At 53.3% G+C, this 24,565-nt stretch carries 19 protein-coding genes; 15 read left to right on the forward strand and 4 right to left on the reverse strand.

The features are described 5' to 3' along the window. Positions 1-138 precede the first annotated feature (138 nt). The 6 genes from uvrC (at position 139) to EBB54_RS02115 (ending at position 8,600) form a co-directional block, all read left to right on the forward strand. Positions 139-1,989 carry an excinuclease ABC subunit UvrC gene (gene uvrC, locus EBB54_RS02090; RefSeq protein WP_125130556.1) on the forward strand — a complete coding sequence of 617 codons (1,851 nt, stop codon included), beginning with the start codon at positions 139-141 and terminating at the stop codon, positions 1,987-1,989. A 143-nt stretch (positions 1,990-2,132) separates the two neighbouring features. Beyond that, on the forward strand, positions 2,133-3,062 hold the full coding sequence (gene hprK / locus EBB54_RS02095) for an HPr(Ser) kinase/phosphatase (protein ID WP_044991217.1): 930 nt from the start codon (positions 2,133-2,135) through the stop codon (positions 3,060-3,062). Positions 3,063-3,074: 12 nt separating this feature from the next. After that, complete coding sequence (locus EBB54_RS02100) at positions 3,075-4,010, forward strand: ROK family glucokinase (RefSeq protein ID WP_125126147.1); 936 nt, start codon at positions 3,075-3,077, stop codon at positions 4,008-4,010. Between the two features lie 274 nt (positions 4,011-4,284). Then, positions 4,285-6,843 (forward strand): transglycosylase domain-containing protein, encoded by a 2,559-nt coding sequence (locus tag EBB54_RS02105; RefSeq protein WP_125126148.1) that lies wholly within the window; start codon positions 4,285-4,287, stop codon positions 6,841-6,843. Positions 6,844-6,914: 71 nt separating this feature from the next. Beyond that, complete coding sequence (locus tag EBB54_RS02110; protein WP_004082868.1) at positions 6,915-7,949, forward strand: 3-deoxy-7-phosphoheptulonate synthase; 1,035 nt, start codon at positions 6,915-6,917, stop codon at positions 7,947-7,949. A 6-nt stretch (positions 7,950-7,955) separates the two neighbouring features. Beyond that, the gene (locus EBB54_RS02115) at positions 7,956-8,600 is read left to right on the forward strand and encodes a YigZ family protein (protein ID WP_125126149.1); all 645 of its coding nucleotides are present in this window, start codon (positions 7,956-7,958) and stop codon (positions 8,598-8,600) included. Positions 8,601-8,834: 234 nt separating this feature from the next. Here the strand turns inward: EBB54_RS02115 and hpf are convergent, their stop codons facing one another. The 3 genes from hpf to typA form a co-directional block, all read right to left on the reverse strand. Beyond that, complete coding sequence (hpf, locus tag EBB54_RS02120) at positions 8,835-9,392, reverse strand: ribosome hibernation-promoting factor, HPF/YfiA family (protein ID WP_004082864.1); 558 nt, start codon at positions 9,390-9,392, stop codon at positions 8,835-8,837. Between the two features lie 56 nt (positions 9,393-9,448). Beyond that, a complete protein-coding gene (locus EBB54_RS02125) occupies positions 9,449-10,060 on the reverse strand; it encodes a transporter associated domain-containing protein (RefSeq protein WP_004082862.1) in 612 nt (203 codons plus the stop codon). 74 nt (positions 10,061-10,134) lie between these two features. Further along, positions 10,135-11,970 carry a translational GTPase TypA gene (gene typA, locus EBB54_RS02130; RefSeq protein WP_125126150.1) on the reverse strand — a complete coding sequence of 612 codons (1,836 nt, stop codon included), beginning with the start codon at positions 11,968-11,970 and terminating at the stop codon, positions 10,135-10,137. 284 nt (positions 11,971-12,254) lie between these two features. On the opposite strand from typA, the gene EBB54_RS02135 reads away from it, so the two are divergent. The 9 genes from EBB54_RS02135 to EBB54_RS02175 all read left to right on the forward strand — a co-directional run bounded on the left by EBB54_RS02135 (position 12,255) and on the right by EBB54_RS02175 (position 23,665). Continuing rightward, a complete protein-coding gene (locus EBB54_RS02135) occupies positions 12,255-12,887 on the forward strand; it encodes a single-stranded DNA-binding protein (protein ID WP_004082859.1) in 633 nt (210 codons plus the stop codon). Positions 12,888-13,022: 135 nt separating this feature from the next. After that, positions 13,023-13,781, forward strand: a complete 759-nt coding sequence (gene dapB / locus EBB54_RS02140; protein WP_125126151.1) for a 4-hydroxy-tetrahydrodipicolinate reductase — start codon at positions 13,023-13,025, stop codon at positions 13,779-13,781. Positions 13,782-13,858: 77 nt separating this feature from the next. Further along, the gene (locus EBB54_RS02145) at positions 13,859-15,814 is read left to right on the forward strand and encodes a fructose-1,6-bisphosphatase (RefSeq protein WP_125126152.1); all 1,956 of its coding nucleotides are present in this window, start codon (positions 13,859-13,861) and stop codon (positions 15,812-15,814) included. 122 nt (positions 15,815-15,936) lie between these two features. Beyond that, a complete protein-coding gene (locus EBB54_RS02150; RefSeq protein WP_125126153.1) occupies positions 15,937-16,335 on the forward strand; it encodes a hypothetical protein in 399 nt (132 codons plus the stop codon). Positions 16,336-16,404: 69 nt separating this feature from the next. Beyond that, a complete protein-coding gene (hisA, locus tag EBB54_RS02155; protein WP_125126154.1) occupies positions 16,405-17,181 on the forward strand; it encodes a phosphoribosylformimino-5-aminoimidazole carboxamide ribotide isomerase in 777 nt (258 codons plus the stop codon). A 205-nt stretch (positions 17,182-17,386) separates the two neighbouring features. Next, positions 17,387-19,957, forward strand: coding sequence for a preprotein translocase subunit SecA (gene secA, locus EBB54_RS02160; protein WP_125126155.1), 2,571 nt, complete (start codon positions 17,387-17,389; stop codon positions 19,955-19,957). A 29-nt stretch (positions 19,958-19,986) separates the two neighbouring features. Then, positions 19,987-21,091 (forward strand): peptide chain release factor 2 gene (prfB, locus tag EBB54_RS02165; protein WP_125126156.1). Its coding sequence is split into 2 segments (ribosomal slippage): positions 19,987-20,061 and positions 20,063-21,091, totalling 1,104 coding nucleotides; the frame shifts between segments, so codons are not numbered across the junction. Positions 21,092-21,224: 133 nt separating this feature from the next. Continuing rightward, positions 21,225-22,442, forward strand: coding sequence for a homoserine dehydrogenase (locus EBB54_RS02170; RefSeq protein ID WP_125126157.1), 1,218 nt, complete (start codon positions 21,225-21,227; stop codon positions 22,440-22,442). Positions 22,443-22,447: 5 nt separating this feature from the next. Continuing rightward, positions 22,448-23,665 carry a cofactor-independent phosphoglycerate mutase gene (locus EBB54_RS02175; RefSeq protein WP_125126158.1) on the forward strand — a complete coding sequence of 406 codons (1,218 nt, stop codon included), beginning with the start codon at positions 22,448-22,450 and terminating at the stop codon, positions 23,663-23,665. 100 nt (positions 23,666-23,765) lie between these two features. Here the strand turns inward: EBB54_RS02175 and EBB54_RS02185 are convergent, their stop codons facing one another. After that, positions 23,766-24,548, reverse strand: a complete 783-nt coding sequence (locus tag EBB54_RS02185) for a helix-turn-helix domain-containing protein (protein ID WP_125126159.1) — start codon at positions 24,546-24,548, stop codon at positions 23,766-23,768. Positions 24,549-24,565: the final 17 nt, after the last annotated feature.

Consider the following 24,565-nt stretch of genomic DNA (forward strand, 5'->3'; position numbering starts at 1 on the left):
GGGATGAAGTCATGGATCTCTGCCTGATTTTTTTAGGGGGCGGATTCCTGGCGGATGTGGCAGAAGCAAATCTGCAAAGGCCGGGGACAGATCCTCAGGGGACAAGACTATATAAAAAGGGAAAGTGAAACACGGGGCATGGAAGAATATAATTTTGATATTGTGGAAGAATTAAAGAAGCTGCCGGCCAGACCGGGCGTCTATCTGATGCATGACGAGAAGGATCAGATCATCTATGTAGGCAAGGCGATCAGCCTGAAAAACCGGGTGCGGCAGTATTTTCAGTCCAGCCGGAACAAGGGCATCAAGATCGAGCAGATGGTGACCCACATCCGGCGGTTCGAATACATCGTGACGGACTCCGAGCTGGAAGCCCTGGTGCTGGAATGCAATCTGATCAAGGAGCACAGGCCGAAGTACAACACCATGCTGATGGACGACAAAGCCTATCCTTTCATCAAGGTGACGGTTAACGAGCCATTTCCCAGGGTGATGCTGGCAAGGAACGTGGTGAAGGACAAGGCAAAATATTTCGGGCCTTACACCAGCGGCCAGGCGGTGCGGGACACCATTGAGCTGCTCCACAAGCTGTATCATCTCCGGAGCTGCAACCGGAATCTGCCGAAGGACACAGGAAAGGAGCGGGCCTGCTTAAACTACCACATCCGGCAGTGCGACGCGCCCTGCCAGGGATGCATTTCCCAGGAGGAGTACGCAAAAGCGGTCTCAGAGGTGGTACGGTTTCTGAACGGGCATTATGAGGGGATTCTCTCGGAGCTGGAAGGGAAGATGAACGCGGCTTCGGAAGCGCTGGAATTTGAGAAGGCCATTGAGTACCGGGAACTGCTGAACAGTGTGAAAAAGGTGTCCCAGAAGCAGAAGATCACGGACACCGGCGGGGAGGACCGGGATATCCTGGCGGCGGCCACAGAGGAAGAGGACGCGGTTGTACAGGTCTTTTTCATCCGGGGCGGCAGGCTTATCGGCCGGGACCATTTTTATCTGCGGATCTCCAAAGAGGAATCCATCGGCAGTATCCTGGACAGCTTCATCAAGCAGTATTACGGAGGGACTCCCTTTATTCCGGGAGAGCTGGTGCTGCCGGAGGAGCCGGAGGACCGGGAGCTGATTGAGGAGTGGCTTTCCGGAAGGCGGGGCTCGAAGGTCACGCTCCGGGTTCCGAAAAAAGGAACCAAGGAAAAGCTGGTGGAGCTGGCGGTGAGCAACGCGCAGCTTGTATTGAGCAAGGACAAGGAACGACTCAAGCGGGAGGAAGGGCGCACCATCGGGGCGGTGAAGGAGATCGCCGGGTTGCTGGGACTCAAGGGGATCAGCCGGATGGAAGCCTTTGACATTTCCAATACCAACGGATTTGAGTCCGTGGGTTCCATGGTGGTCTACGAACGGGGAAAACCAAAGCGCAATGATTACCGGAAGTTCAAGATCAAGGGCATCAAGGGTGCGGACGACTATGGAAGCATGCGGGAGGTGCTCACAAGGCGGTTTACCCACGGGCTTCGGGAGCGGGAGGAAAGCAGGGAGCTGGGCGGATTTACCACCTTTCCGGATCTGATCCTGATGGACGGCGGAAAGGGCCAGGTCAACGTGGCGCTGCAGGTTCTGGAAAGCCTGCATCTGGACATTCCGGTGTGCGGCATGGTCAAGGACGACCACCACAGGACCCGGGGGCTGTATTATCAGAATGAGGAGATCCCCATTGACCGGTCTTCCCAGGCATTTCTTCTGGTGACCAGGATTCAGGATGAGGCCCACCGGTTTGCAATCGAGTATCACAAGCAGCTCCGGGGGAAAGGGCAGGTTCATTCCATACTGGACGATATCCCGGGAATCGGGCCTGCCAGGCGGAAGGCGCTGATGCGCGAATTTGCCAGTCTGGATGAGATCAAGGCGGCTACTGCCGAGCGTCTGGCCCAGATTCCGGAAATGAATGAAAAAGCGGCGGAATCCGTGTACAAATTCTTTCATTAATGATATACTATAAGGTGCAGTGGGCGAAGCGGCAGGATTGTGCTTCGCCGGGAAAAGATAAGAACTGCCGTGACGTGGTTTGCCGGATGTTCCCAAGGCGGCGGCCGATGCATGACAGTTCCCAAGAAAGGAAAAAAATAAAGATGGGACAAGGCGTTAAGATTAGCGAGCTGGCGGAGAAAATGGGTTTAAAGAACCTGACTCCTACCGTGGATCTTGCAGACAAGCGGATCACTGTTCCGGAAGTAAACCGGCCGGCATTACAGCTTACAGGGTTTTTTGATCATTTTGCGTATGACAGGGTGCAGATTGTTGGATATGTGGAGTATACCTATCTCCAGACACTGGAGGAAGACCGGAAGCAGCAGATTTATGACGAACTGCTGTCGCGCCAGGTGCCGTGTATCGTATTCAGCCGCAACCTGGAGCCGGAAGAAGAGCTTCTGGAGCTTGCCCGCAGCAGGGACATCCCCGTGATGCAGACTTCCAGACAGACCAGTGCTTTTATGGGGGAACTGATCCGCTGGATGAATGTGAAGCTGGCTCCCTGCATTACGATCCATGGAGTACTGGTGGACGTATACGGCGTCGGCGTGCTGATCATGGGGGAAAGCGGAATTGGAAAGAGCGAAGCGGCTCTGGAGCTGATTAAGAGGGGGCACCGTCTTGTGACAGATGATGTGGTTGAGATCCGGAAGGTCAGCGATGACACGCTGGTTGGTTCGGCTCCGGATATCACCAAGCATTTCATCGAACTCCGGGGTATCGGGATTGTGGATGTAAAATCCATGTTCGGTGTACAGTGTGTCCGTGAGACACAGAATATCGACCTGGTGATCACACTGGAAGAATGGAACCGGGATAAGGAGTATGACCGTCTGGGACTGGAAGAGAACTATACGGAATTTTTGGGGAACAAGGTTGTCTGCCACAGCATCCCCATCCGTCCGGGGCGGAACCTTCCGATCATCATGGAATCCGCAGCGGTCAACCACAGGCAGAAGAAGATGGGATACAATGCCGCGCAGGAACTGTACAAGCGGGTACAGGAGAATCTCGTAAGAAAAGGATAGGAGAGGGAAGTCATGAAGTATTGTTATGGAGTAGATATCGGCGGAACGACTGTAAAGATGGGATTATTCGAAGAGACGGGCAAGATTCTGGATAAGTGGGAGATCGTAACCAGGATAGAGGACGAAGGAAAGGCCATCCTGCCGGATATCGCCGCGTCGATTCTGGAAAAGACACAGGCCCATGGGCTGGAGAAGTCCGAGATTCTTGGGATCGGTGCGGGAGTCCCCGCGCCGGTGACGGCCGAAGGCGTGGTCAACGGGAGTGCAAACCTGGGCTGGAACTACAAGGAAGTGAAGCGGGAACTGGAAGAACTGACCGGAATGGACGCGCTGATCGGCAATGACGCCAATGTCGCAGCGCTGGGCGAGATGTGGAAAGGCGGAGGGGCAGGACAGAAGAATCTGGTCATGATCACCCTGGGCACCGGAGTCGGCGGCGGCGTGATCGTCAATGGAAAGGTGATCACAGGGGAGCACGGCGCAGGCGGCGAGGTGGGCCATATCTGCGTGAACTACGACGAGACGGATGTCTGCGGCTGCGGAAACCGGGGCTGTCTGGAGCAGTATGCTTCCGCTACCGGGATCGTCCGGCTGGCGAAGAAGCGTCTGGCAGTGGAAACAAGAGATACGGTACTGAAAAAAGAAAGCGTCACGGCCAAGGACGTGTTTGATGCGGTCAAGGCAGGAGATGCGGTGGCTGTCAGCGTTGCGGAGGAGTTTGGGAGATACCTGGCCAGCGGCCTGATCAATCTTGCGGTGATTGCGGATCCGGCTGTCTTTGTGATCGGCGGCGGGGTATCCAAGGCCGGAGAGGTTCTCATTCCGTTTATCCAAAAGCCGTACAGGGAAAAGGCATTCTTTTCTAATCGGGAAATAGAGTTTAAGCTTGCGACGTTGGGCAACGATGCCGGGATCTGCGGAGCGGCCAAAATGATACTGGATGCTTAAGCGGCATTACATATATGTTAAAAGACCTGTCACCGGCAGGTCTTTTGCATACCATCATATGCAGAAAAGCTGCCGGCGGCAGGGTTTCTGCATTCACGGTATACAAAAAGGCTGTCGGCGGCAGGATTTCTATATGTGAGAAAATGAAAAAAAGCGCGTGATTTCGAAAGATTTTCTTAAATTTCCTAATATATATGAACTTTTTGTTTTTTTTCTTTATTTAGAAAAATAAATTTGGTATAATAAACAGCATGTATAAAGGAGGGTAGGATTCATGAATTATGGAAAAGAACATCTGGAGAAACGAAAAAAAGAAATCTCCTCGAAAAAGAATATGCAGAAAAAGCGGGTGGGAGTCCGTTTTTTCAAGGCCCTGATCATCTGTGTCCTTCTTCTTGCAGTGGTTGGTGTCGGAGGCGTAGGTTACTTTGTAAAGAAGATCCTTGACAACAGTCCTACAGTGACGCCTTCCCAGGTCAAGCCAACAGGCTATATATCGGTTGTCCGCGCGAAGGACGGGACAAAGACGGAAGAATTTTTGCGGGCCGGCTCCAACCGTGTCTATAAATCAATCGACGAGATCCCGGATTATCTGGGCAAAGCATTCGTCGCCATTGAGGACGAGCGTTTTTACCAGCACAACGGAATCGACCTGCAGGGTATCATACGAGCCGGGGTAAAGGGCGTCACCTCGGGCAATTTTGACGAAGGTGCCAGTACACTGACCCAGCAGCTCATCAAAAATAATGTATTTATCAACTTTATGGATGAAAAGACGTTCTACGACAGGCTGCAGCGGAAGATCCAGGAGCAGTTCCTGGCCATTGAGATTGAGAAGCAGATGTCAAAGGACGAGATCCTCGAAGCCTATATGAATACCATCAACCTGGGGCAGAGCTGTCTTGGGGTGCAGAGTGCGTCGGAGCGGTATTTCGGCAAGGATGTGTCGGAACTGACGCTTTCCGAGAGCGCGCTGATTGCGGGAATCACGCAGAGCCCCTCAGGTTATGACCCGGTTCTGCATCCGGAGGCCAACCGATCCAGGCGGGAGGACGTGCTGGACAAGATGCTGGAGCAGAATTATATTACCCAGGCGGCTTATGATGAAGCCATGGCAGATTCGGACGCGGTCTATGAGCGGATTATCCCTACGCCGCCGGTACAGAATACCACACCGTATTCTTATTTTAACGATCAGCTTTACGAACAACTGGTCCAGGATCTTCAGGAGCGGAAGGGCTATACGGAAGCACAGGCCGTTGCGCTGGTCTTAAGCGGCGGGCTGGATATCACATCCACCCAGGATCTCCGGGTGCAGGCGATCTGCGACGAGGAGGTTGCAAATGATGCGGTTTATCCTCCGGGGACAGAATACGGACTGGATTTTGCGCTGACCATCTACCGCGCGGAAGGCGACCCGGAGAACTACAGCAAGGAGATGCTGGCAGAATATATCACCAATGCATGGGGACGGGAATATCCGCTGCTCTTCTCATCACCGGAGGAGGCAGACCAGGCGATCAACGAATATAAATCTACACTGGGGATTACGGAAGCGGACAAGGTGGAAGAGTGGAGGGATATTACTCCCCAGCCCCAGGCTTCCGTGGTGCTTATGGATCAGCATACCGGTGAGGTACTGGCGGTGGTCGGCGGAAGGGGACAGAAGACGGCCAGCCTTTCTTTGAACCGGGCGACGGACTCCATGCGGCAGCCGGGCTCCTGTTTCAAGCCGCTGTCCACCTATGCCCCGGCGATTGATGCCGCCGGGTATACGCTGGCGACACCGATCCAGGACGACAAGCCCTTTGAATACCCCAACGATCCCACGAAGAAGGCGCATAACTGGGATAACGTTTACCGGGGCAGCGCGACGGTTCGTTTTGCAATCCTGCATTCCATGAACGTCTGCGCCTTGAAGACGCTGCAGGCGATTACGCCTCAGCTGGGATATGATTATCTGATCAACTTCGGGTTTACCACGCTGGTGAATTATGACGATCCGAAAAATCCGGAATATACCGACGTCCAGCTTCCCACAGCCCTCGGCGGTATTACCCACGGTGTTACGAACCTGGAGCTGACGGCAGCTTATGCGACCATTGCCAACAACGGCACCTATATCAAACCGATCCTGTACAGCAAGGTTCTGGACCATGACGGCAATGTGCTTTTGGAGAATGAGATTAAGGACACCCACCAGGTGCTCAAGGACACTACGGCAGCGCTGCTGACAAGCGCCCTGCAGGATGTAATTACCAAAGGTACCGGTACGGCGGCCCAGATGTACAACATGCCGGTGGCAGGGAAGACCGGTACGTCCGAGTACAGCCGTGACCTGTGGCTTTCTGCCTATACGCCGTATTTTACAGCTTCAGTGTGGGGCGGATATGACTGCGGGAAGCCCATGGAAAATATCTACAACCAGGTATGGCATGAGGTGCTTTGGAAGAATATCATGGAGCGGGTGCATGAGGGTCTGCCGCGTCAGGAATTTAACATGCCGGCCGGCATTCAGCAGAAGACGATCTGCCAGCAGAGCGGTTTTCTGGCCACCAGCAGCTGCTACCCGGTTGTGACCGAGTATTTTGCGGAAAATGCGCCTACCGTAAGCTGTTCCGGACATTACAGGGCTCCTGCCGTGGAAGAAAAAGATGACGACGAGGATGATGACGGAACCACATCCGGAGATGACTCCACAACCGGAAGCGAAGGAAGCACCGGCGGAACGAGCGGAGACACGACGGGCGGGACAAGCGGAGGAAGTACGTCCGGCGGCACAGCGGATACGCCTTCGGGTGGAACCGATACAGGAGGCACGTCAACGGAATAAGAATATAACGGAAATCAAAGCAGGCATAGTCAAACTCTTTTGGCTGTGCCGCTTTTCAGGAGGAATAGTACATGAGTTTTCATATGGAAAAAAAATTACCCACTCCGAAGGAGATCAAGGAGCTGTATCCGGTTTCCGCGGAAGTGGCGAAGTGCAAGGAAGAGAAAGACCGGGAGCTGCAGGATGCCATCAGTGGGAGGAGCGACCGGTTTATAGTCATTATCGGCCCCTGTTCGGCGGACAATGAGGAGGCGGTGTGTGATTACATCAGCCGTCTGGTGCCCATCCAGGAGGCTGTCCGGGATAAGGTGATCCTGGTGCCGAGAGTCTATACCAATAAGCCGCGGACCACCGGCGAAGGGTATAAGGGGATGTTCCATCAGCCGGATCCTGAAAAAGCGCCCAACCTTCTGGCGGGCCTGGTTGCAATCCGCCATCTGCATATGCGGGTGCTGGAGCAGTTTCGGCTTCCGGTGGCGGACGAGATGCTGTATTCGGAGAACTACCGTTACCTGTCCGACATCTTATCCTATGTGGCCGTGGGTGCACGTTCCGTGGAAGACCAGCAGCACCGTCTGGTATCCAGCGGCATTGAGGTTCCGGTGGGGATGAAGAACCCAACCAGCGGGGATTTTTCCGTGATGCTCAATTCAGTGGTGGCGGCACAGCACGGACATAACTTCCTGTACCGGGGGTGGGATGCCACTACAAGCGGCAACCCGTATGCCCATGTGATCCTCCGGGGCGGGGTCAACCAGTACGGGCGTACGCTTCCCAACTACCACTATGAGGATTTGATGCGGCTCTGGGAGATGTATCAGGAAAGGAAGCTTGCAAATCCGGCATGCATCATCGACGCCAACCATTCCAATTCCGGAAAGCGGTATAAGGAGCAGATCCGCATTGTAAAAGAAGTCCTGCACAGCCGTGCACATTCCAGGGAGATCCGCAGGCTTGTGAAAGGGGTTATGATTGAAAGCTACATTGAAGAGGGACGCCAGGAGATCGGATGCAGCAATCATGTTTACGGCCGGTCGATCACAGATCCCTGTCTGGGATGGGCAGACTCGGAGCGGCTGCTGTATGAAATTGCGGAGAGGTGTTAGAAAGAGATGAACTACCGGACAGTATATGAGGGCGGAAAAGGGGAGATCGTAGAAAAAAAATCCCGTTTTATCGGGGAAGTATTTTCGGTGGAAACGGAAGAAGAGGCCGCGGAGATCGTTGGGAATATCAAAAAGCAATACTGGGATGCCCGTCATCACTGCTGGGCGTATGTCATCGGCGGGGCCCAGGTGCAGGAACGGTTCAGCGATGACGGGGAGCCGGGCGGGACGGCCGGAAAGCCGATCCTGGAGGTGATCCGGGGGCATGAACTGAAAAATGTGCTGGTGGTCGTGACCCGGTATTTCGGCGGGACGCTTTTGGGAACCGGCGGGCTGGTGCGGGCCTATACGCAGTCGGCGCAGGCGGGGATTGAGGCCAGTACTCTGATCACGAAGACAGAAGGGTATCTGATGAAGATCGGGACAGACTATTCGGGACTGGGAAAGCTGCAGTACCTTCTGGCACAGCGGGGGCTGCAGACGGTTGACGCGGACTATGGGGAGGCTGTGACACTTTCTGCGCTGGTTTCGGCGGAGGAGGAGAAGGCGCTTAGGGAAGAGATCACGGAGGCGACCAATGGGCAGGCGGTGGTTAGCCGGGATAAGGAGTGCTGGTTTGCTTGTGTTGAGGGGAGAATGGTGGTGTTTTGAAAGTAGGGGGGAATTAGAAGGATATGCAGGGAGTTGGTAGGGGGCGGGAAAAGGGGTGGTTCAGGGGGGACACAGCAGAGACCACAGACCCGTCTGCTGCGCAGACTATCCGCTGCTGGCGCAGCTCCTGTCTGTGGTTCTTGGGCGTTCCGCCCAATAGCAATATAAAATAAGGCTCACTGACAAGTGAACTTGCCAGTGAGCCTTGTTTTATATTGCTGCTGTTCAGAATGTTTAATGAAATTCCGGTTCGATTAGGCCGAAGGCGCCGTCTTTTCTTTTATATACTACATTGACCTCGTCGGTCTCGGCATTGCTGAATACGAAGAAGTTGTGGCCGAGCAGTTCCATCTGGATGCAGGCATCCTCGGGGAACATGGGCTTGATTCCGAACTTTTTGGTACGCACGATCCGGATCTCGCCGTCTTCTTCCACCTCATCCTCTGATTCGAAAAATTCCTTTTTAAAATCGCTTGGTGAAGACGCGGCTGTGGGATGGCCCTGGCTCCGCGCGACCAGCTTGTTCTTATACTTGCGGAGCTGACGTTCGATCACCTCTTCTACCAGGTCAATGGATACGTACATGTCATTGCTTGTCTGCTCGGAACGGATGATATTGCCCTTCACAGGGATGGTAACCTCGATTTTCTGCCGTTCCTTCTCAACGCTGAGCGTAACGATGATTTCCGTTTCAGGAGTGAAATACCTTTCGAGTTTTTTGAGTTTTTGTTCAATTGTGCTTTTCAGTCCAGGTGTTACTTCAATGTTTTTTCCACTGATAATAAATTTCATGCAGATCAACTCCTTTACTCATATTAGACTTATCCCTATTATAGCATGAAAAGGAGTCAATGTATAGAACGAATCACTTCAATTCTTGTAATTTTCCCGTCTGTGATTTTTGCGATGCGCAGGGCGCAGTCCGAAAAATAGACGCACGCCCCGACCCCCGGGTATGTTTCGTCCTCCTGCAGCTTTTTCAGGATGATGTCCCGCAGCGTCTCGTTCTCCTCATAAGGCAGATTGAGATGGATGAGACGGTTGACGCTGCGTACTTTCTGGCTGGCGCGGAAGAGAATCTTATCGGATTCGTCAAAGGCCACGAACAGGAATTTGCGGGTGGCAAACAGGATGGCGATGGAGACCACGCCGATCAGGCTGTTGATCGGAGAGGAGTGGTCAATGATGATCTGCCTTGCAATGGCAAAAAGCAGGACCTCATACATGGTCTGGGGGGAATGGAAATAAAGCATGCGCACCATCTCGATTCCGATTGCCAGGTTAAAGCAGGTGGTCAGCAGATCGTCATAATTCGGATATTTGTTATAGTCCGACAGATTGCCGAAGGTCATGATCAGACGGAAGGTCATGATGAGGATTCCGACTGCCAGGATCAGTGCGATGACGTACTCCAGTAAATTTGTCAGTCGCTTTAAAAACAAAGTCATATATTCTTTCATTGTGCGGCTGCCTCCTCCAGGGAAAGGGTGTTCCTGCCCGGCAGGCCCATATCAGGCCGAAGGGCAGGCACCAATTATTTTTGATTGTTCTGGTTGCTGCGCTTGCGCAGTCTGGAATCCAGGATCTTCTTCCGGATGCGCAGAGACTTTGGAGTAACCTCCAGAAGCTCGTCCGTGTCGATAAAGTCCAGCGCCTGCTCCAGGCTCAGGATACGGGGCGGGGTCAGGCGGAGCGCCTCGTCCGCGCTGGAGGAACGGGTATTGGTCAGGTGCTTGGTTTTGCAGACGTTCAGCTCGATGTCGTCCGTTTTTGCGTTCTGGCCTACCACCATCCCGGAATAGACCTTCTCACCGGGGCCGATGAACAGGGAGCCGCGCTCCTGGGCGCTGTACAGTCCGTATGTGACGGACTCTCCCGTCTCAAAGGCGATCAGGGAGCCCTGCTTCCGGTACTGGATGTCACCCTTGTAGGGGGCATATCCGTCAAAGCTGGTGTTCAGGATTCCATTTCCCTTGGTGTCGGTCAGAAATTCGCCCCGGTATCCGATGAGTCCCCGGGCCGGGATGGAAAATTCCAGCCGGGTATATCCGCTGCCGATGCTGTTCATGCCCTGCAGCTCCCCTTTCCGCTGGCTGAGCTTTTCAATGACCGTGCCCGTAAATTCATCCGGGACATCCACGAAGGCCGCCTCCATGGGCTCCAGCTTCTTTCCGCTTTCATCGGTCTTGTACAGGACTTCGGCTTTGCTCACCGCGAACTCGTACCCTTCCCGGCGCATATTTTCGATCAGGACGGAAAGGTGGAGCTCCCCACGGCCGGAAACCTTATAGTTGTCGGCGTTTTCCGTTTCCTCCACCCGGAGGCTGACGTCGGTATTCAGTTCCCGGAACAGACGGTCGCGGATGTGCCGGGAGGTGACGTACTTGCCCTCCTGTCCGGCAAAGGGGCTGTCGTTGACGATAAACTGCATGGAGATCGTGGGCTCGGAGATCTTCTGGAAGGGGATCGCAGCCGGATTCTCCGGGGAGCACAGAGTATCCCCGATGGAAATGTCGGAGATGCCGGAGATGGCCACGATGGAGCCGATGCCGGCTTCCTTTACATCCACCTTGTTCAGCCCGTCAAATTCATAGAGCTTGCTGATCTTTACTTTTTTCTGCTTGTCCGGGTCGTGGTGGTTGACCAGCAGCATCTCCTGGTTCACGGCGATGGTGCCGTTGTCCACCTTGCCGACGCCGATCCGTCCCACGTATTCATTGTAATCAATGGTGCTGATCAGTACCTGGGTGGGCGCGTCCGGGTCTCCCTCCGGGGCCGGGATATAGTTCAGGATGGTCTCGAACAGCGGTTCCATGTTCTTTTCCTCGTCCGTCAGGTCGAGAACCGCCACACCTGCCTTCGCGGAAGCGTAGACAAAGGGGCATTCCAACTGTTCGTCGGAAGCGTCCAGGTCCATGAACAGCTCCAGGACTTCGTCGATCACCTCATCAGGACGGGCCTCGGGGCGGTCGATCTTGTTGATGCATACGATGACCGGAAGATCCAGCTCCAGCGCCTTCCTGAGCACGAATTTTGTCTGAGGCATGGCCCCCTCGAAGGCGTCCACCACCAGGATGACGCCGTTGACCATCTTAAGCACGCGCTCCACCTCCCCGCCGAAATCGGCATGTCCCGGGGTGTCGATGATGTTGATCTTGGTGCCCTTGTAGCTTACGGCCGTATTTTTGGACAGGATCGTAATGCCCCGTTCCCGCTCAATGTCGTTGGAATCCATGACACGCTCCGCCACTTCCTGATTTTCGCGGAACACGCCGCTCTGTTTCAAAAGCTCATCCACCAGGGTCGTCTTTCCGTGGTCTACATGGGCAATGATTGCAATATTTCTTACGTCTTCTCGTGTTGTCTTCATAATCTGATACCTTACCTTTCCAAAGTCAATAAAGTATAACGGCTGCGGACCCGTCTCATATCCGGCGGGCTGCAGCAGGGTTTTGCAGGGCTAAATAAGGCGTTTGTCCTGCAAATTTACAGCGTACTCATTCTAACATAAAATATTGCGGAAAAAAAGAGGAAAATTGTCGAGGGAAAATGTCGAACGATTTAGGGGGCATTTTTGTTCTATATGCCGGGGGCTGTACATAAAATTAGTAGTGACTTAAAAATACCGCAAAGAGGAAGGGAGACCTATAAATTATGTCAGATAAGATTATTGAAAACAACCAGGTAACGATCATGGGTGAGGTGGCGTCAGGATTTACATACAGCCATGAAGTCTTTGGAGAAGGATTTTACATGGTAGACGTGCTGGTGCGCCGGCTGAGCAATTCCGAGGACCGAATCCCGCTGATGATCTCAGAACGGCTGATTGATGTGACACAGGATTATACCGGAGAATTTATTATGGTATCCGGGCAGTTCCGTTCTTACAACAGGCATGAGGAACAGAAAAACCGCCTGGTGCTGTCCGTGTTTGTCCGGGAGGCAGAATTTATCGAAGAGGAATTGGACGGGGCAAAGACCAACCATATCCTGCTGGAGGGCTACATCTGTAAAAAGCCCATCTACCGGAAGACGCCACTTGGCAGGGAGATTGCGGACCTGCTGCTGGCAGTGAACCGGCCCTATGGAAAATCGGATTATATCCCCTGTATCTGCTGGGGCAGGAACGCGCGTTACGCGTCCGGCTTCGAGGTGGGGGAGCATGTCCGGATACTGGGCAGGATACAGAGCCGCGATTATGTGAAAAAGATATCGGAGACGGAAACGGAGACGCGGACGGCATACGAGGTGTCCGTCAGCAAGCTGGAATGTCCGGAGGAAGAATAAAAAAATAGCAAAAATGTTTGTGAAAGGGATATCATTTATTGAGGAATTTTCTCAAATATGATATCCTTTATTTATGCTGATTTATCGTAGGGAATTTTGATCAGAAGAACTATACAATCACAGGAGGAAAACAACATGGTAAATGTTTTGATGCATGGATGCAACGGAAGGATGGGACAGATGATCACCGGCCTGGTGAAGGAGGACCCGGAGATTACAATCGCGGCGGGGGTGGACAAATTTCAGGAGCCTCAGAACCCCTACCCGGTTTTTGACTCCATCGGAAAGTGTGACGTCTGTGCAGACGTGGTGATTGATTTCTCCACGGCGGCGGCGCTGGAGGAGGTGCTGGCGTACTGTGTGGAAAAACAGGTTCCGGCGGTGCTGTGTTCTACCGGGTATTCCGAGGAGCAGCTTGGCAAGATCGCGGAAGCCTCTGAGAAAACGGCGATTCTGAAGTCCGCCAACATGTCCATGGGGATCAATCTGCTGCTAAAGCTTTTGAAGGACGCGGCAAAGGTGCTCTCTCCGGCGGGCTATGACATAGAGCTGGTGGAACGCCATCACAACCAGAAGCTGGACGCGCCCAGCGGTACGGCGCTGGCGCTGGCGGACTCCATCAATGATGCAATGGGCGGGCAATACGAGTACGTATATGACAGAAGCCAGGTGCGTAGGAAGCGTGAGAAGAAGGAGATGGGGATCTCGGCGGTCCGCGGGGGAACCATCGTGGGAGAGCATGAAGTCATTTTTGCAGGCGTGGACGAGGTCATCGAGTTTAAGCACACGGCTTTTTCCAGAAGCGTGTTCGGCAAGGGCGCGGTGGAAGCTGCCAAATTCCTGGCGGGCAAGCCGGCCGGGATGTACGACATGAGCGATGTGATCCAATTTTAAGCAGGATCAGCATTAATATAGAAAGAATTTTATCTCCCCAGGGAGATTTGGATAAGAATACAAAGAGGGACTTTTTGATGAAGAATTTGGAAACAAGATATCTGGAGAGGCTGTCGGATCTCTACCCGACGATTGCGGAGGCATCTACAGAGATTATCAATCTGCAGGCAATCTTAAATCTGCCCAAGGGGACGGAGCATTTTATCACGGATGTGCACGGGGAGTATGAGGCGTTTGCGCATGTGCTGAAAAACGGGTCAGGGTCTGTCCGCCGCAAGATCGACGAGGTGTTCGGCAATACGTTGAGTTCAAAGGAAAAACGGTCGCTGGCGACGCTGATTTATTATCCCAAAGAGAAGATGGAGATCGTGAAGAAGAACGAGGACAACATGGAAGACTGGTACAAGGTCAACCTGTACCGTCTGATCGAGGTGAGCAAGCGGGCTGCCAGCAAGTATACACGCTCCAAGGTGCGCAAGGCTCTGCCGAAGGATTTTGCCTATGTGATTGAGGAGCTGATCACGGAGAAGGCGGAGGTCAACGACAAGGAATCCTACTACAACGAGATCATCATGACCATCATCCGGATCGGCAGGGCGGAAGGCTTTATTGCGGCCATTTCCTCCCTGATCCAGCGGCTGGTGGTGGATCACCTCCATATCGTGGGGGACATCTATGACCGGGGGCCCGGACCGCATATCATCATGGACAAGCTGATGAACTACCATTCCCTGGATATCCAGTGGGGAAACCATGACGTGCTCTGGATGGGCGCGGCCGCGGGACAGTGGGGCTGTATTGCCAATGCCATCCGGATCTGCGCCCGGTACGGCAACCTGGACATTCTGGAGGACGGGTACGGCATCAACCTTCTGCCTCTGGCTTCGTTCGCCATCCGGATGTATGAGACCGACCCATGTACCTGTTTTGCGCTGAAAGGCCAGGACGACACCATCAGCAGGGCGGAGATGGAGATGAACCTGCGGATTCACAAGGCGATCTCCGTGATCCAGTTCAAGGTGGAGGGACAGATCGTCCGGCGTCAGAAAGACTTTCACATGGAAGACCGGGGGATGCTTCACCGGATTGACTATGAGAAGGGAACCATCACGCTGGACGGGAAGGAATACCAAATGCTGGATATGAATTTCCCAACCATTGACCCCAAGGACCCGTATGCTTTGTCCGGGGAGGAAGAGGAGGTCATGGAGCGCCTGGAACGGGCGTTTACGGGATGCGAGAAGCTGCAGGAGCACATGCAGCTTCTGCTCAGAAAAGGCAATCTGTACAAGGTGCACAACAACAACCTGCTGTACCATGGCTGCGTGCCCCTCAACGAGGACGGAAGCCTGCGGGAGGTGACCCTGTTCGGACATACCTTCCGGGGGCGATCTCTGTATGACGCGCTGGACCGCTACGTGCGCAAGGGATTTTTTTCGCTGGATGAACAGGAGCGGGAGAACGGAAAGGATATCATGTGGTATATCTGGCTGAGCCCGGATTCCCCGCTGTTCGGCAAAGACAAGATGGCCACCTTCGAGCGGTATTTTCTGGCGGAAAAGGAAACCCATGTGGAAAAGAAAAATCCGTATTATAAGCTTCTGGAAGATGAAGAGGTGATCGACCAAGTGATGCGGGAATTTGGCCTTCCGCCGGAGAGCGCCTACATTGTCAACGGCCATGTTCCGGTGAAGAGCAAAAACGGGGAGAACCCGGTCAAATGCAACGGAAGGGTGATGGTCATTGACGGCGGTTTTTCCAAGGCTTACCAGAAGGAGACCGGAATCGCGGGCTATACGCTGATCTATAACTCCTACGGGCTGCGGCTGGTGGCCCACGAACCGTTTGAATCCACGGAGGGAGCGATTCAGCGGGAAAGCGACATCCATTCCGAGAGCGTGATCATCAAGCGGGTCATGGAACGTCGCCTTGTGGGTGATACGGACGCCGGCAAGGAGCTGCGGGAGCGTATCGCGGATCTGGAGGAGCTGCTCGCGGCGTACCGGAGCGGCGAGATCAAAGAGAAACGCTGATTGTTTTGGGATTTTTTCAATCTATATGATGTTTGATCCCTGGAAAAATTTTCCATACATAATATGAAGGGTTTTGCAGATATTACATGTATGAAAAATATTTTTGAAAGGGAGAAAAAACGATGAAAAAATATAAGAAGCTTCTATTATTAATGGTATGTACCGGTGTAATCGGCAGTATGACTGCCTGCGGAAGGAATAAGGATACCGACGGCGCGGATCAGACAGATACAGAGAACGTGGGCAATACCAACCGGGACGAAAACATGAATGACGCCACCGGCGGAAACAAAAACAACACCAACCGAAACGACACGATCAACGGGACAGATAAGAACAACGGTGCCGATCAGAATACCACCAACGGAACGGACAGGAATAACGGGACAAACGGCAATAATGGAACCGGTACAGATAACGGAACCACCGACAGAAACAACGGAGACGGCGTGATAGAGGACGCCATTGACGATGTGCGGGACGGTGTGGACGATATGGCGGATGACGTCAGAGACAGATAAGAATTGTGAACAATGGCAGGGGAGCCGAAGATGCAGGACGGCTCCTTTTTCCATAGATGGGAGAAACACATGAAGTTCAGACCCTGTATTGACATACATAACGGAAAGGTAAAACAAATCGTAGGGGGCAGCCTGAACGACCAGGGGGATCAGGCTGAGACCAATTTTGCTTCGGAGCTGGACGCGGCTTACTATGCGAAGCTGTACAAAAAGGACGGGCTGACCGGCGGGCATATGATCCTTCTCAACGCCCCGGATTCTCCTTACTATGAGGCGGACAAAAAGCAGGCGGCCCTTGCACTGGGGGAGTACCCGGGGGGACTGCAGATCGGAGGCGGGATCACGGCGGAGAATGCGGGCGCGTTTCTGGAAGCGGGGGCCAGCCATGTGATCGTCACATCCTATGTATTCCAAAACGGAATCTTTCAGAGAGAAAACCTGGAAAAACTGAAACGCTCGGTCGGCCGGGAACGCATCGTTCTGGATCTGAGCTGCCGGAAACGGGACGGGGCGTACTACATCGTGACAAACCGCTGGCAGACCTTTACATCGGTTAAGCTGGAAAGAGGAACGCTGGAAATGCTGGCGGGGGAGTGCGGTGAATTTTTGATCCACGGGGTGGATGTGGAGGGAAAGTCCTCCGGCGTGGAGGAGGACCTGGTCCGTATGCTGGCAGAGTGGAACGGGGCGGATATGACCTATGCGGGGGGCATCGGCAGCATGGAAGAGCTGGAGCATTTCCGGAGGATTAGCGGCGGCCGCCTGGACTTTACCATCGGGAGCGCCCTGGATCTGTTTGGAGGAAACATCCCCTACCGGGAGCTTTGCAGAATGAAAACAACTTGAAAATCCACAGGATTTGATATAAGATAAGTTGTAGAATAAATGAAATGTAAAGATAGAAGATGAGGAAATGCCTAATGAGCGAAAAGGAATCATCATTGAAAAACTGGCAGAAAAGTTTACTGGAAACTATGAATCTGTTGAATTTGAGGGAAGTTAGTGTTAAAATACAATCTGAATAAACAGAAGAAGGAGTTAATTGCAGATTATGGGTTTGATAGAGAAAATATTTGGTACGCACAGCGAAAACGAACTGAAGCGTATTTACCCGATCGTAGACCGGATCGAAGCGCTGGAGCCGGAGATGCAGGCGCTTACCGATGATGAGCTCAGGGCCAAGACCAGGGAGTTTCGGGAACGCCTGGAGGAGGGCGAGACTCTGGACGACCTTCTGCCGGAGGCATTTGCGGCAGTCAGGGAAGCGGCGGTGAGAAGCCTGGGGATGCGGCACTACCGGGTACAGCTGGTCGGCGGTGTGATCCTGCACCAGGGCAGGATTGCGGAGATGAGAACCGGAGAAGGCAAGACGCTGGTGTCCACCCTGCCGGCCTATCTGAACGCGCTGTCCGGAAAGGGCGTACACATTGTCACGGTCAATGACTATCTGGCAAAGCGTGACGCGGAGTGGATGGGAAAAGTACATGAATTTCTGGGGCTGACGGTGGGCGTTGTGCTGAACAGCATGGACAACGACGAGCGGCGCAAGGAATATAACTGTGATATCACATATGTGACAAACAACGAATTGGGCTTTGATTACCTCCGTGACAACATGGTCATTTACAAGGAGCAGCTTGTACAGCGGGGGCTCAATTACGCGATCATTGATGAGGTGGACTCGGTTCTGATCGACGAGGCCAGAACCCCGCTGATTATCTCCGGGCAGAGCGGCAAGTCTACCAAGCTCTACGAAGCCTGCGATATTCTGGCAAGGCAGTTGGAGCGCGGGGAGGCCAGCGGTGAATTTTCCAAGATGAACGCCATCATGGGAGAGGAAATCGAAGAGACCGGGGACTACATTGTCAATGAAAAGGAAAAATCCGTCAACCTGACGGAGGACGGCGTGAAGAAGGTGGAGAAGTTCTTCCATGTGGAAAACCTGGCCGATCCCGAGAACCTGGAGATTCAGCACAACATCATCCTGGCGCTGCGGGCCCACAACCTGATGTTCCGGGATCAGGATTATGTGGTGACTCCCGAGGGAGAGGTGGTCATCGTCGATGAATTTACCGGCCGTATCATGCCGGGACGGCGCTATTCCGACGGACTCCATCAGGCCATTGAAGCGAAGGAACATGTGAAGGTAAGGCGGGAGAGCAAGACCCTGGCCACCATTACCTTCCAGAACCTGTTCAATAAATTCGAGAAGAAGAGCGGTATGACCGGTACGGCGCTGACAGAGGAAAAGGAATTCCGGGATATTTACGGGATGGACGTCGTGGAGATCCCGACCAACCTTCCGGTCCAGAGAAAGGATCTGGACGATGCGGTTTATAAGACGAAGGAAGGAAAGTACCGGGCCGTTGTGGAAGCGGTCAAAGAGGCTCACGCCACCGGGCAGCCGGTGCTGGTGGGCACCATTACCATCGAGGTGTCGGAGCTTTTGAGCAAGATGCTGAAAAAGCAGGGAATCCCGCACAATGTCCTGAACGCCAAGTTCCATGAGATGGAGGCGGAGATCGTAGCCGACGCGGGCGTCCACGGCGCGGTGACTATTGCCACCAACATGGCGGGCCGTGGTACGGATATCAAGCTGGACGACCAGGCCAAGGCAGCCGGAGGCTTGAAGATCATCGGTACGGAACGGCATGAATCCAGGCGAATCGACAATCAGCTCCGGGGACGTTCCGGACGTCAGGGAGACCCGGGTGAATCCCGTTTCTATATTTCCCTGGAGGACGACCTGCTGCGTCTGTTCGGTTCCGAGAAGCTGATGAGCGTGTTCAATACGCTGGGTGTGGAAGAGGACGAACAGATCGAACATAAGATGCTTTCCGGCGCTATCGAGAAAGCACAGAAGAAGATTGAGAGCAACAACTTCGGAATCCGTAAGAACCTGCTGGAATATGACCAGGTCATGAACGAGCAGCGTGAGATCATCTACGGGGAACGCCGCCGGGTGCTGGACGGAGAGAGCATGCGGGATACGGTTTACAATATGATCACCGAGTTTGTGGAGAATACGGTGGATCGGCATGTATCGGCGGAAGTGGATTCGGAAGAATGGGATCTGGCCGGATTGGATGTGGCGCTTCACGGTGTGATCCCGCAGCTCGTGATCCCTCCTGCAAAGGAGATAGAGGACATGCAGCAGAAAGAGTTAAAGCACCTGCTCAAAGAACGCGCGGTCAAGGCGTACGAGGCGAAGGAAGCGGAGTTCCCGGAGCCGGAGCACATCCGGGAGCTGGAGCGTGTGGTACTGCTCAAGGCCATCGACGGAAGATGGATGGATCACATCGACGATATGGATCAGCTCCGTCAGGGCATCGGCCTGCAGGCATACGGCAACAGAGATCCGCTGGTAGAGTACAAGATGACGGGATACGACATGTTCGGCGGAATGACCAATGCCATCGCGGAGATTACCATCCGCACCCTGTTCCATGTACGGGTGGAGCAGAAGGTGGAGCGGGAGCAGGTTGCCAAGGTGACCGGCACCAACAAGGATGACAGCGCCGTGCGCGCGCCAAAGCGGCGTGACACGAAGAAGGTCTACCCCAACGATCCGTGTCCCTGCGGAAGCGGCAAGAAGTATAAGCAATGCTGCGGAAGAAAATAAATTTTTATTAAAAGAAAGAGGTGATTAAGGTGGTTTTATTAGACGAATTAAAAGCAACTCTGCTTGCATATGAAGAACCGCTGAAAGATTTGAGGGATTCACTTTGACTTAGCGTCAAAGAAGGAAAGAATCGAAGAACTGGAAAGAAATATCGAAGAACCGGGCTTCTGGGACCGTCCGGAGGAATCCCAGCATACCATGAAGGAGCTGAAAAGCCTTCAGGACTCGGTCAAGCAGATCGAGGGCATGTTTTCGGATCATGAGGATCTGGGGCTTCTCATTGAGATGAGCGAGGAGGAGCCGGATGAAGGAACCATTGCGGAGATCCAGGAGGAGCTGGAGCGGTTCAAGGCGGAGTTCGAGGAACTGCGGATTCAGACGCTTCTGACGGGAGAGTACGATAAGAGCAACGCCATCGTGACACTGCACGCGGGAGCCGGAGGAACCGAGTCCTGCGACTGGACCGGGATGCTCTACCGGATGTACAGCCGGTGGGCGGAGAAGAAAGGCTTTTCTCTGGAAGTCCTGGACTATCTGGAAGGAGACGTGGCCGGGATCAAGGGCGTGACCTTTGAGGTGTCCGGTGAGAATGCTTATGGCTTCCTGCGTTCGGAGAAGGGGGTACACCGTCTGGTGCGGATTTCCCCGTTTAATGCGGCGGGCAAGCGGCAGACGTCGTTTTCTTCCTGCGACGTGATTCCGGATATTGAGGATGACATTGAGATTGATATCAATGACGATGATCTTCGGATTGATACATACCGCTCCAGCGGTGCAGGAGGCCAGCACATCAACAAGACCTCCTCGGCAATCCGGATTACCCATCTTCCGACCGGGATTGTGGTGCAGTGCCAGAATGAACGTTCCCAGCATCAGAACAAAGACAAGGCCATGCAGATGCTGAAATCCAAGCTGTATCTGCTGAAACAGCAGGAGCAGGCGGAGAAGATGTCCGATATCCGCGGGGATGTGAAGGATATCAATTTCGGAAATCAGATCCGCTCCTATGTGATGCAGCCCTACACCATGGTCAAGGATCACAGGACCAATGCGGAGATCAGCAATGTGAACGGCGTGATGGACGGAAATATTGATCCGTTTATCAATGCCTATCTGGGGGCTTCCGGTAAATAAGGACAATAAAATAATAGAAAGGAACAGCAGACATTTGAAAGGTCTGCTGTTCTGCATACGGATGGTATCAGTATGTGTCCGCAGGAAAACGACACAAAGAAGAAAATATCAATTATAAGGAAAGGGAGAAAAAATGGTAAATATAGCAGTAATGGGATACGGTACGGTGGGCTCCGGCGTGGTGGAAGTGATCAATACCAACGGCGCGCGTATCAACCAGAGGATCGGAGACGAGCTTCAAATCAAATATGTACTGGATCTGCGGGATTTTCCGGGGGATCCGATTCAGGAAAAGATCGTCCATGATTTTGACACCATTGTCAATGACCCGGAGGTCCAGATCGTAGTGGAGGTCATGGGCGGCATCGAACCGGCTTATACCTTTGTGAAAAAGTGCCTTCTTGCCGGAAAGAGTGTGGCTACCTCGAACAAGGCATTGGTTGCCAAGCACGGGGCGGAGCTTTTGTCGATTGCGCGGGAGCGGGATATCAATTTCCTGTTCGAGGCGAGCGTAGGGGGCGGGATTCCGATTATCCGTCCGCTTAATTCCTCGATGACGGCCGACGAGATTGAAGAGATTACGGGAATCCTGAACGGAACCACCAATTATATGATGACCAAGATGTTTTACGAGGGTTCGGATTACGACGACGTGCTCAGGGAAGCGCAGGAGAAGGGCTATGCGGAGCGCAATCCCGAAGCGGATGTGGAAGGATATGACGCCTGCAGAAAGATTGCCATTTTGTCCTCCCTGATCTCCGGGCAGCAGGTGGACTTTGAAGACATTTACACCGAAGGCATCACGAAGATTTCCAAAGAGGATATGATGTATGCGAAGGCAATGGGAATGACCATCAAGCTGCTGGCCACCAGCAAACGGCAGGGGGACCTCCTGCAGGCCATGGTGGCGCCGTACCTGCTGAGAAAGGAACACCCGCTGTACAGCGTCAACGATGTGTTCAACGCCATTTTTGTACATGGAAATGTCCTTGGGGACGCTATGTTCTACGGCAGCGGGGCAGGCAAGCTTCCCACCGCCAGCGCGGTTGTGGCGGATGTGGTGGACGAGGCAAAGCATCTCCACAGGAACATCATGACCATGTGGAAGAGCGACAAGCTGGAGCTGCTTCCTTTTGAAGATACGAGCAAACGGTTCTTTGTCAGGATTTCCGGGGAGCCGGAGGCTCTCAAGGCCCATGTGGAAAGTAAATTCGGTCCGGTGGAGATCATCCGGGCAGACGGCCTGGAAGGAGAATTTGGATTTTTGACCGGCGTGCTTACAGAGCGTGTATATGAGGAAAATGCAAAAGAATTTCCGGGCATTCTTCACAGAATCCGTGTGGAAGGATAGTGGGTATGATGAAAAAGTATGTGATTGTTTTGTGTGACGGGATGGCGGATGAACCGCTGCAGGAGCTGGATGGAAAAACCCCTCTTGAAGCCGCCCGGACGCCGAATATGGACAGGCTGGCGCCCCGCTCCGAGATCGGCATGGTGCGGACGGTGCCGGAAGGCATGTCCCCGGGCAGCGATACGGCCAATCTGTCGGTCATCGGATACGATCCGTCAAAATACTATTCCGGGCGTTCTCCGCTGGAAGCGCTGAGCATCGGGGTGGATATGAAAGAGGACGACGTGTCATTCCGCTGCAATGTGGTGACTTTGTCCGAGGAAGAAGACAACTATGAGGACCGGCGGATCTTGGATCACAGTTCGGGAGAGATCAGCACCGGGGACGCGGCGGTTTTGATCGAAGCTCTGAAGGAAGGGCTGAGACGGGACGGATACGAGTTCTATGCAGGCACCAGCTACCGCCATCTGCTGATCTGGAAGCAGGGCAGAGTGGTGGAGCTGACCGCGCCCCACGATATCCTGACCCGGCGGATCGGGGAATATCTTCCCCAGGATCCGGTGCTGCGGGAGATGATGGTGAAGAGCTATGAGATCCTCTCCAGCCATCCCATCAATGTGAAGCGGAAGGAAAAGGGGCTCAATCCGGCCAATTCCGCCTGGTTCTGGGGGGCAGGCACCCGGCCTGCGCTGACTTCCTTTGAGGAGGAGCATCACCTCAAAGGGGCCATGGTCTCTGCCGTGGATCTTCTGAAAGGCATCGCGGTGGGCGCAGGAATGCGCAATATCACCGTGGAAGGCGCCAACGGCGGCTTGGACACGAATTATGCGGGAAAAGGGCAGGCGGCCATCGAGGCGCTCCGGGAAGATACGGATTTTGTATATATACATATTGAAGCTCCGGACGAGATGGGGCATCAGGGCAGCTTTGAGAACAAGATCACGGCCATTGAGCGGATCGATGAGCAGATCATCGGCCCGATCACGGAAACGCTGGAGGCGGACGGCATAGAGTTCCGTATGCTGGTATTACCTGACCATCCGACCCCGGTTCGGGTGCGTACCCATGTAGGGGACCCGGTTCCCTATCTGCTGTATGACAGTACTGCGGATCTGGGCGGCAGAGCAGTCCGGTATGATGAAAAGACCGGGCAGGAGAGCGGGATCATGGCGGAGAAAGGCCATATGCTGATCCGGCATTTGTTTGAGAAAAATGAAATGTAAAGTGAAGGGGGGCTAACGGAAGCGCTCCCCCCCATCACAAGCTGGCAGAAATTGGCTGTCTTTTTTGTTTTGATGTTCATCTAAAACCATTTCTGCCTTTTTACAGTTTGTCTATTTTATTTCGAGCCTTTTTTCGAAGCTTAAACAGCAGGCTGGAGGAATACTGCTCATTATGGATTAGCAATTCATAGATCTCCATGAGACCCGCTGAGTAAACAAACCCAAAAAGTCCGAACCCGAACCCGAGGAAAACAAGGGAATGGTAATTGGTCCAGGGGATGAACCCGTTTCCGGTAAATACGATTGCGAGAATCCCCATGATAAATAAAGTAAGGCTGGGAACTGCCAGCAGCCGGCATTTTTTTTCGATGATCCGGTACTCTGCGGATAATTCTTTTAAAACCTCATAATCAAAGATCAGCGGCTCCTGCTTCAAGACCTTATACTTGTACTGCTCCGTGAACATTCCGGCGATCATTGCAATGATCCCTGAAATGACACATACGGCGATTCCCAGGAGCTGCCAGGTACGGCTGCCGGAAAACATGATATATGGAATCCCGCTGAATGCCCAGAACATCAAACACAGGCCAACGCAGAGATTTTCTTTTTTACCGTTGGAAATATATCCCAATGCAAATTCCCTGCTCACATAGTAGCCTTTTTCGTCGCTCTCTGTCTTGACTTTTTCATCCTTCAGCAGAAAATCCGTAGATACCTCAAAGACATTGGATAATTGTAAAAGCTTTTCCGTTTCCGGGTATCCCTGATTGTTTTCCCATTTGCTGACCGCCTGCCGGGTTGTTCCGAGCTGCTCGGCCAGAGCCTCCTGTGAGAGTCCTTTTTCCTTTCTCAGTTTCAAGATTTTTTCACCAAGATTCATGCTGTTTATTCCTCCGT

This window comes from Schaedlerella arabinosiphila, assembly GCF_003885045.1.
Classification (GTDB): domain Bacteria; phylum Bacillota; class Clostridia; order Lachnospirales; family Lachnospiraceae; genus Schaedlerella; species Schaedlerella arabinosiphila.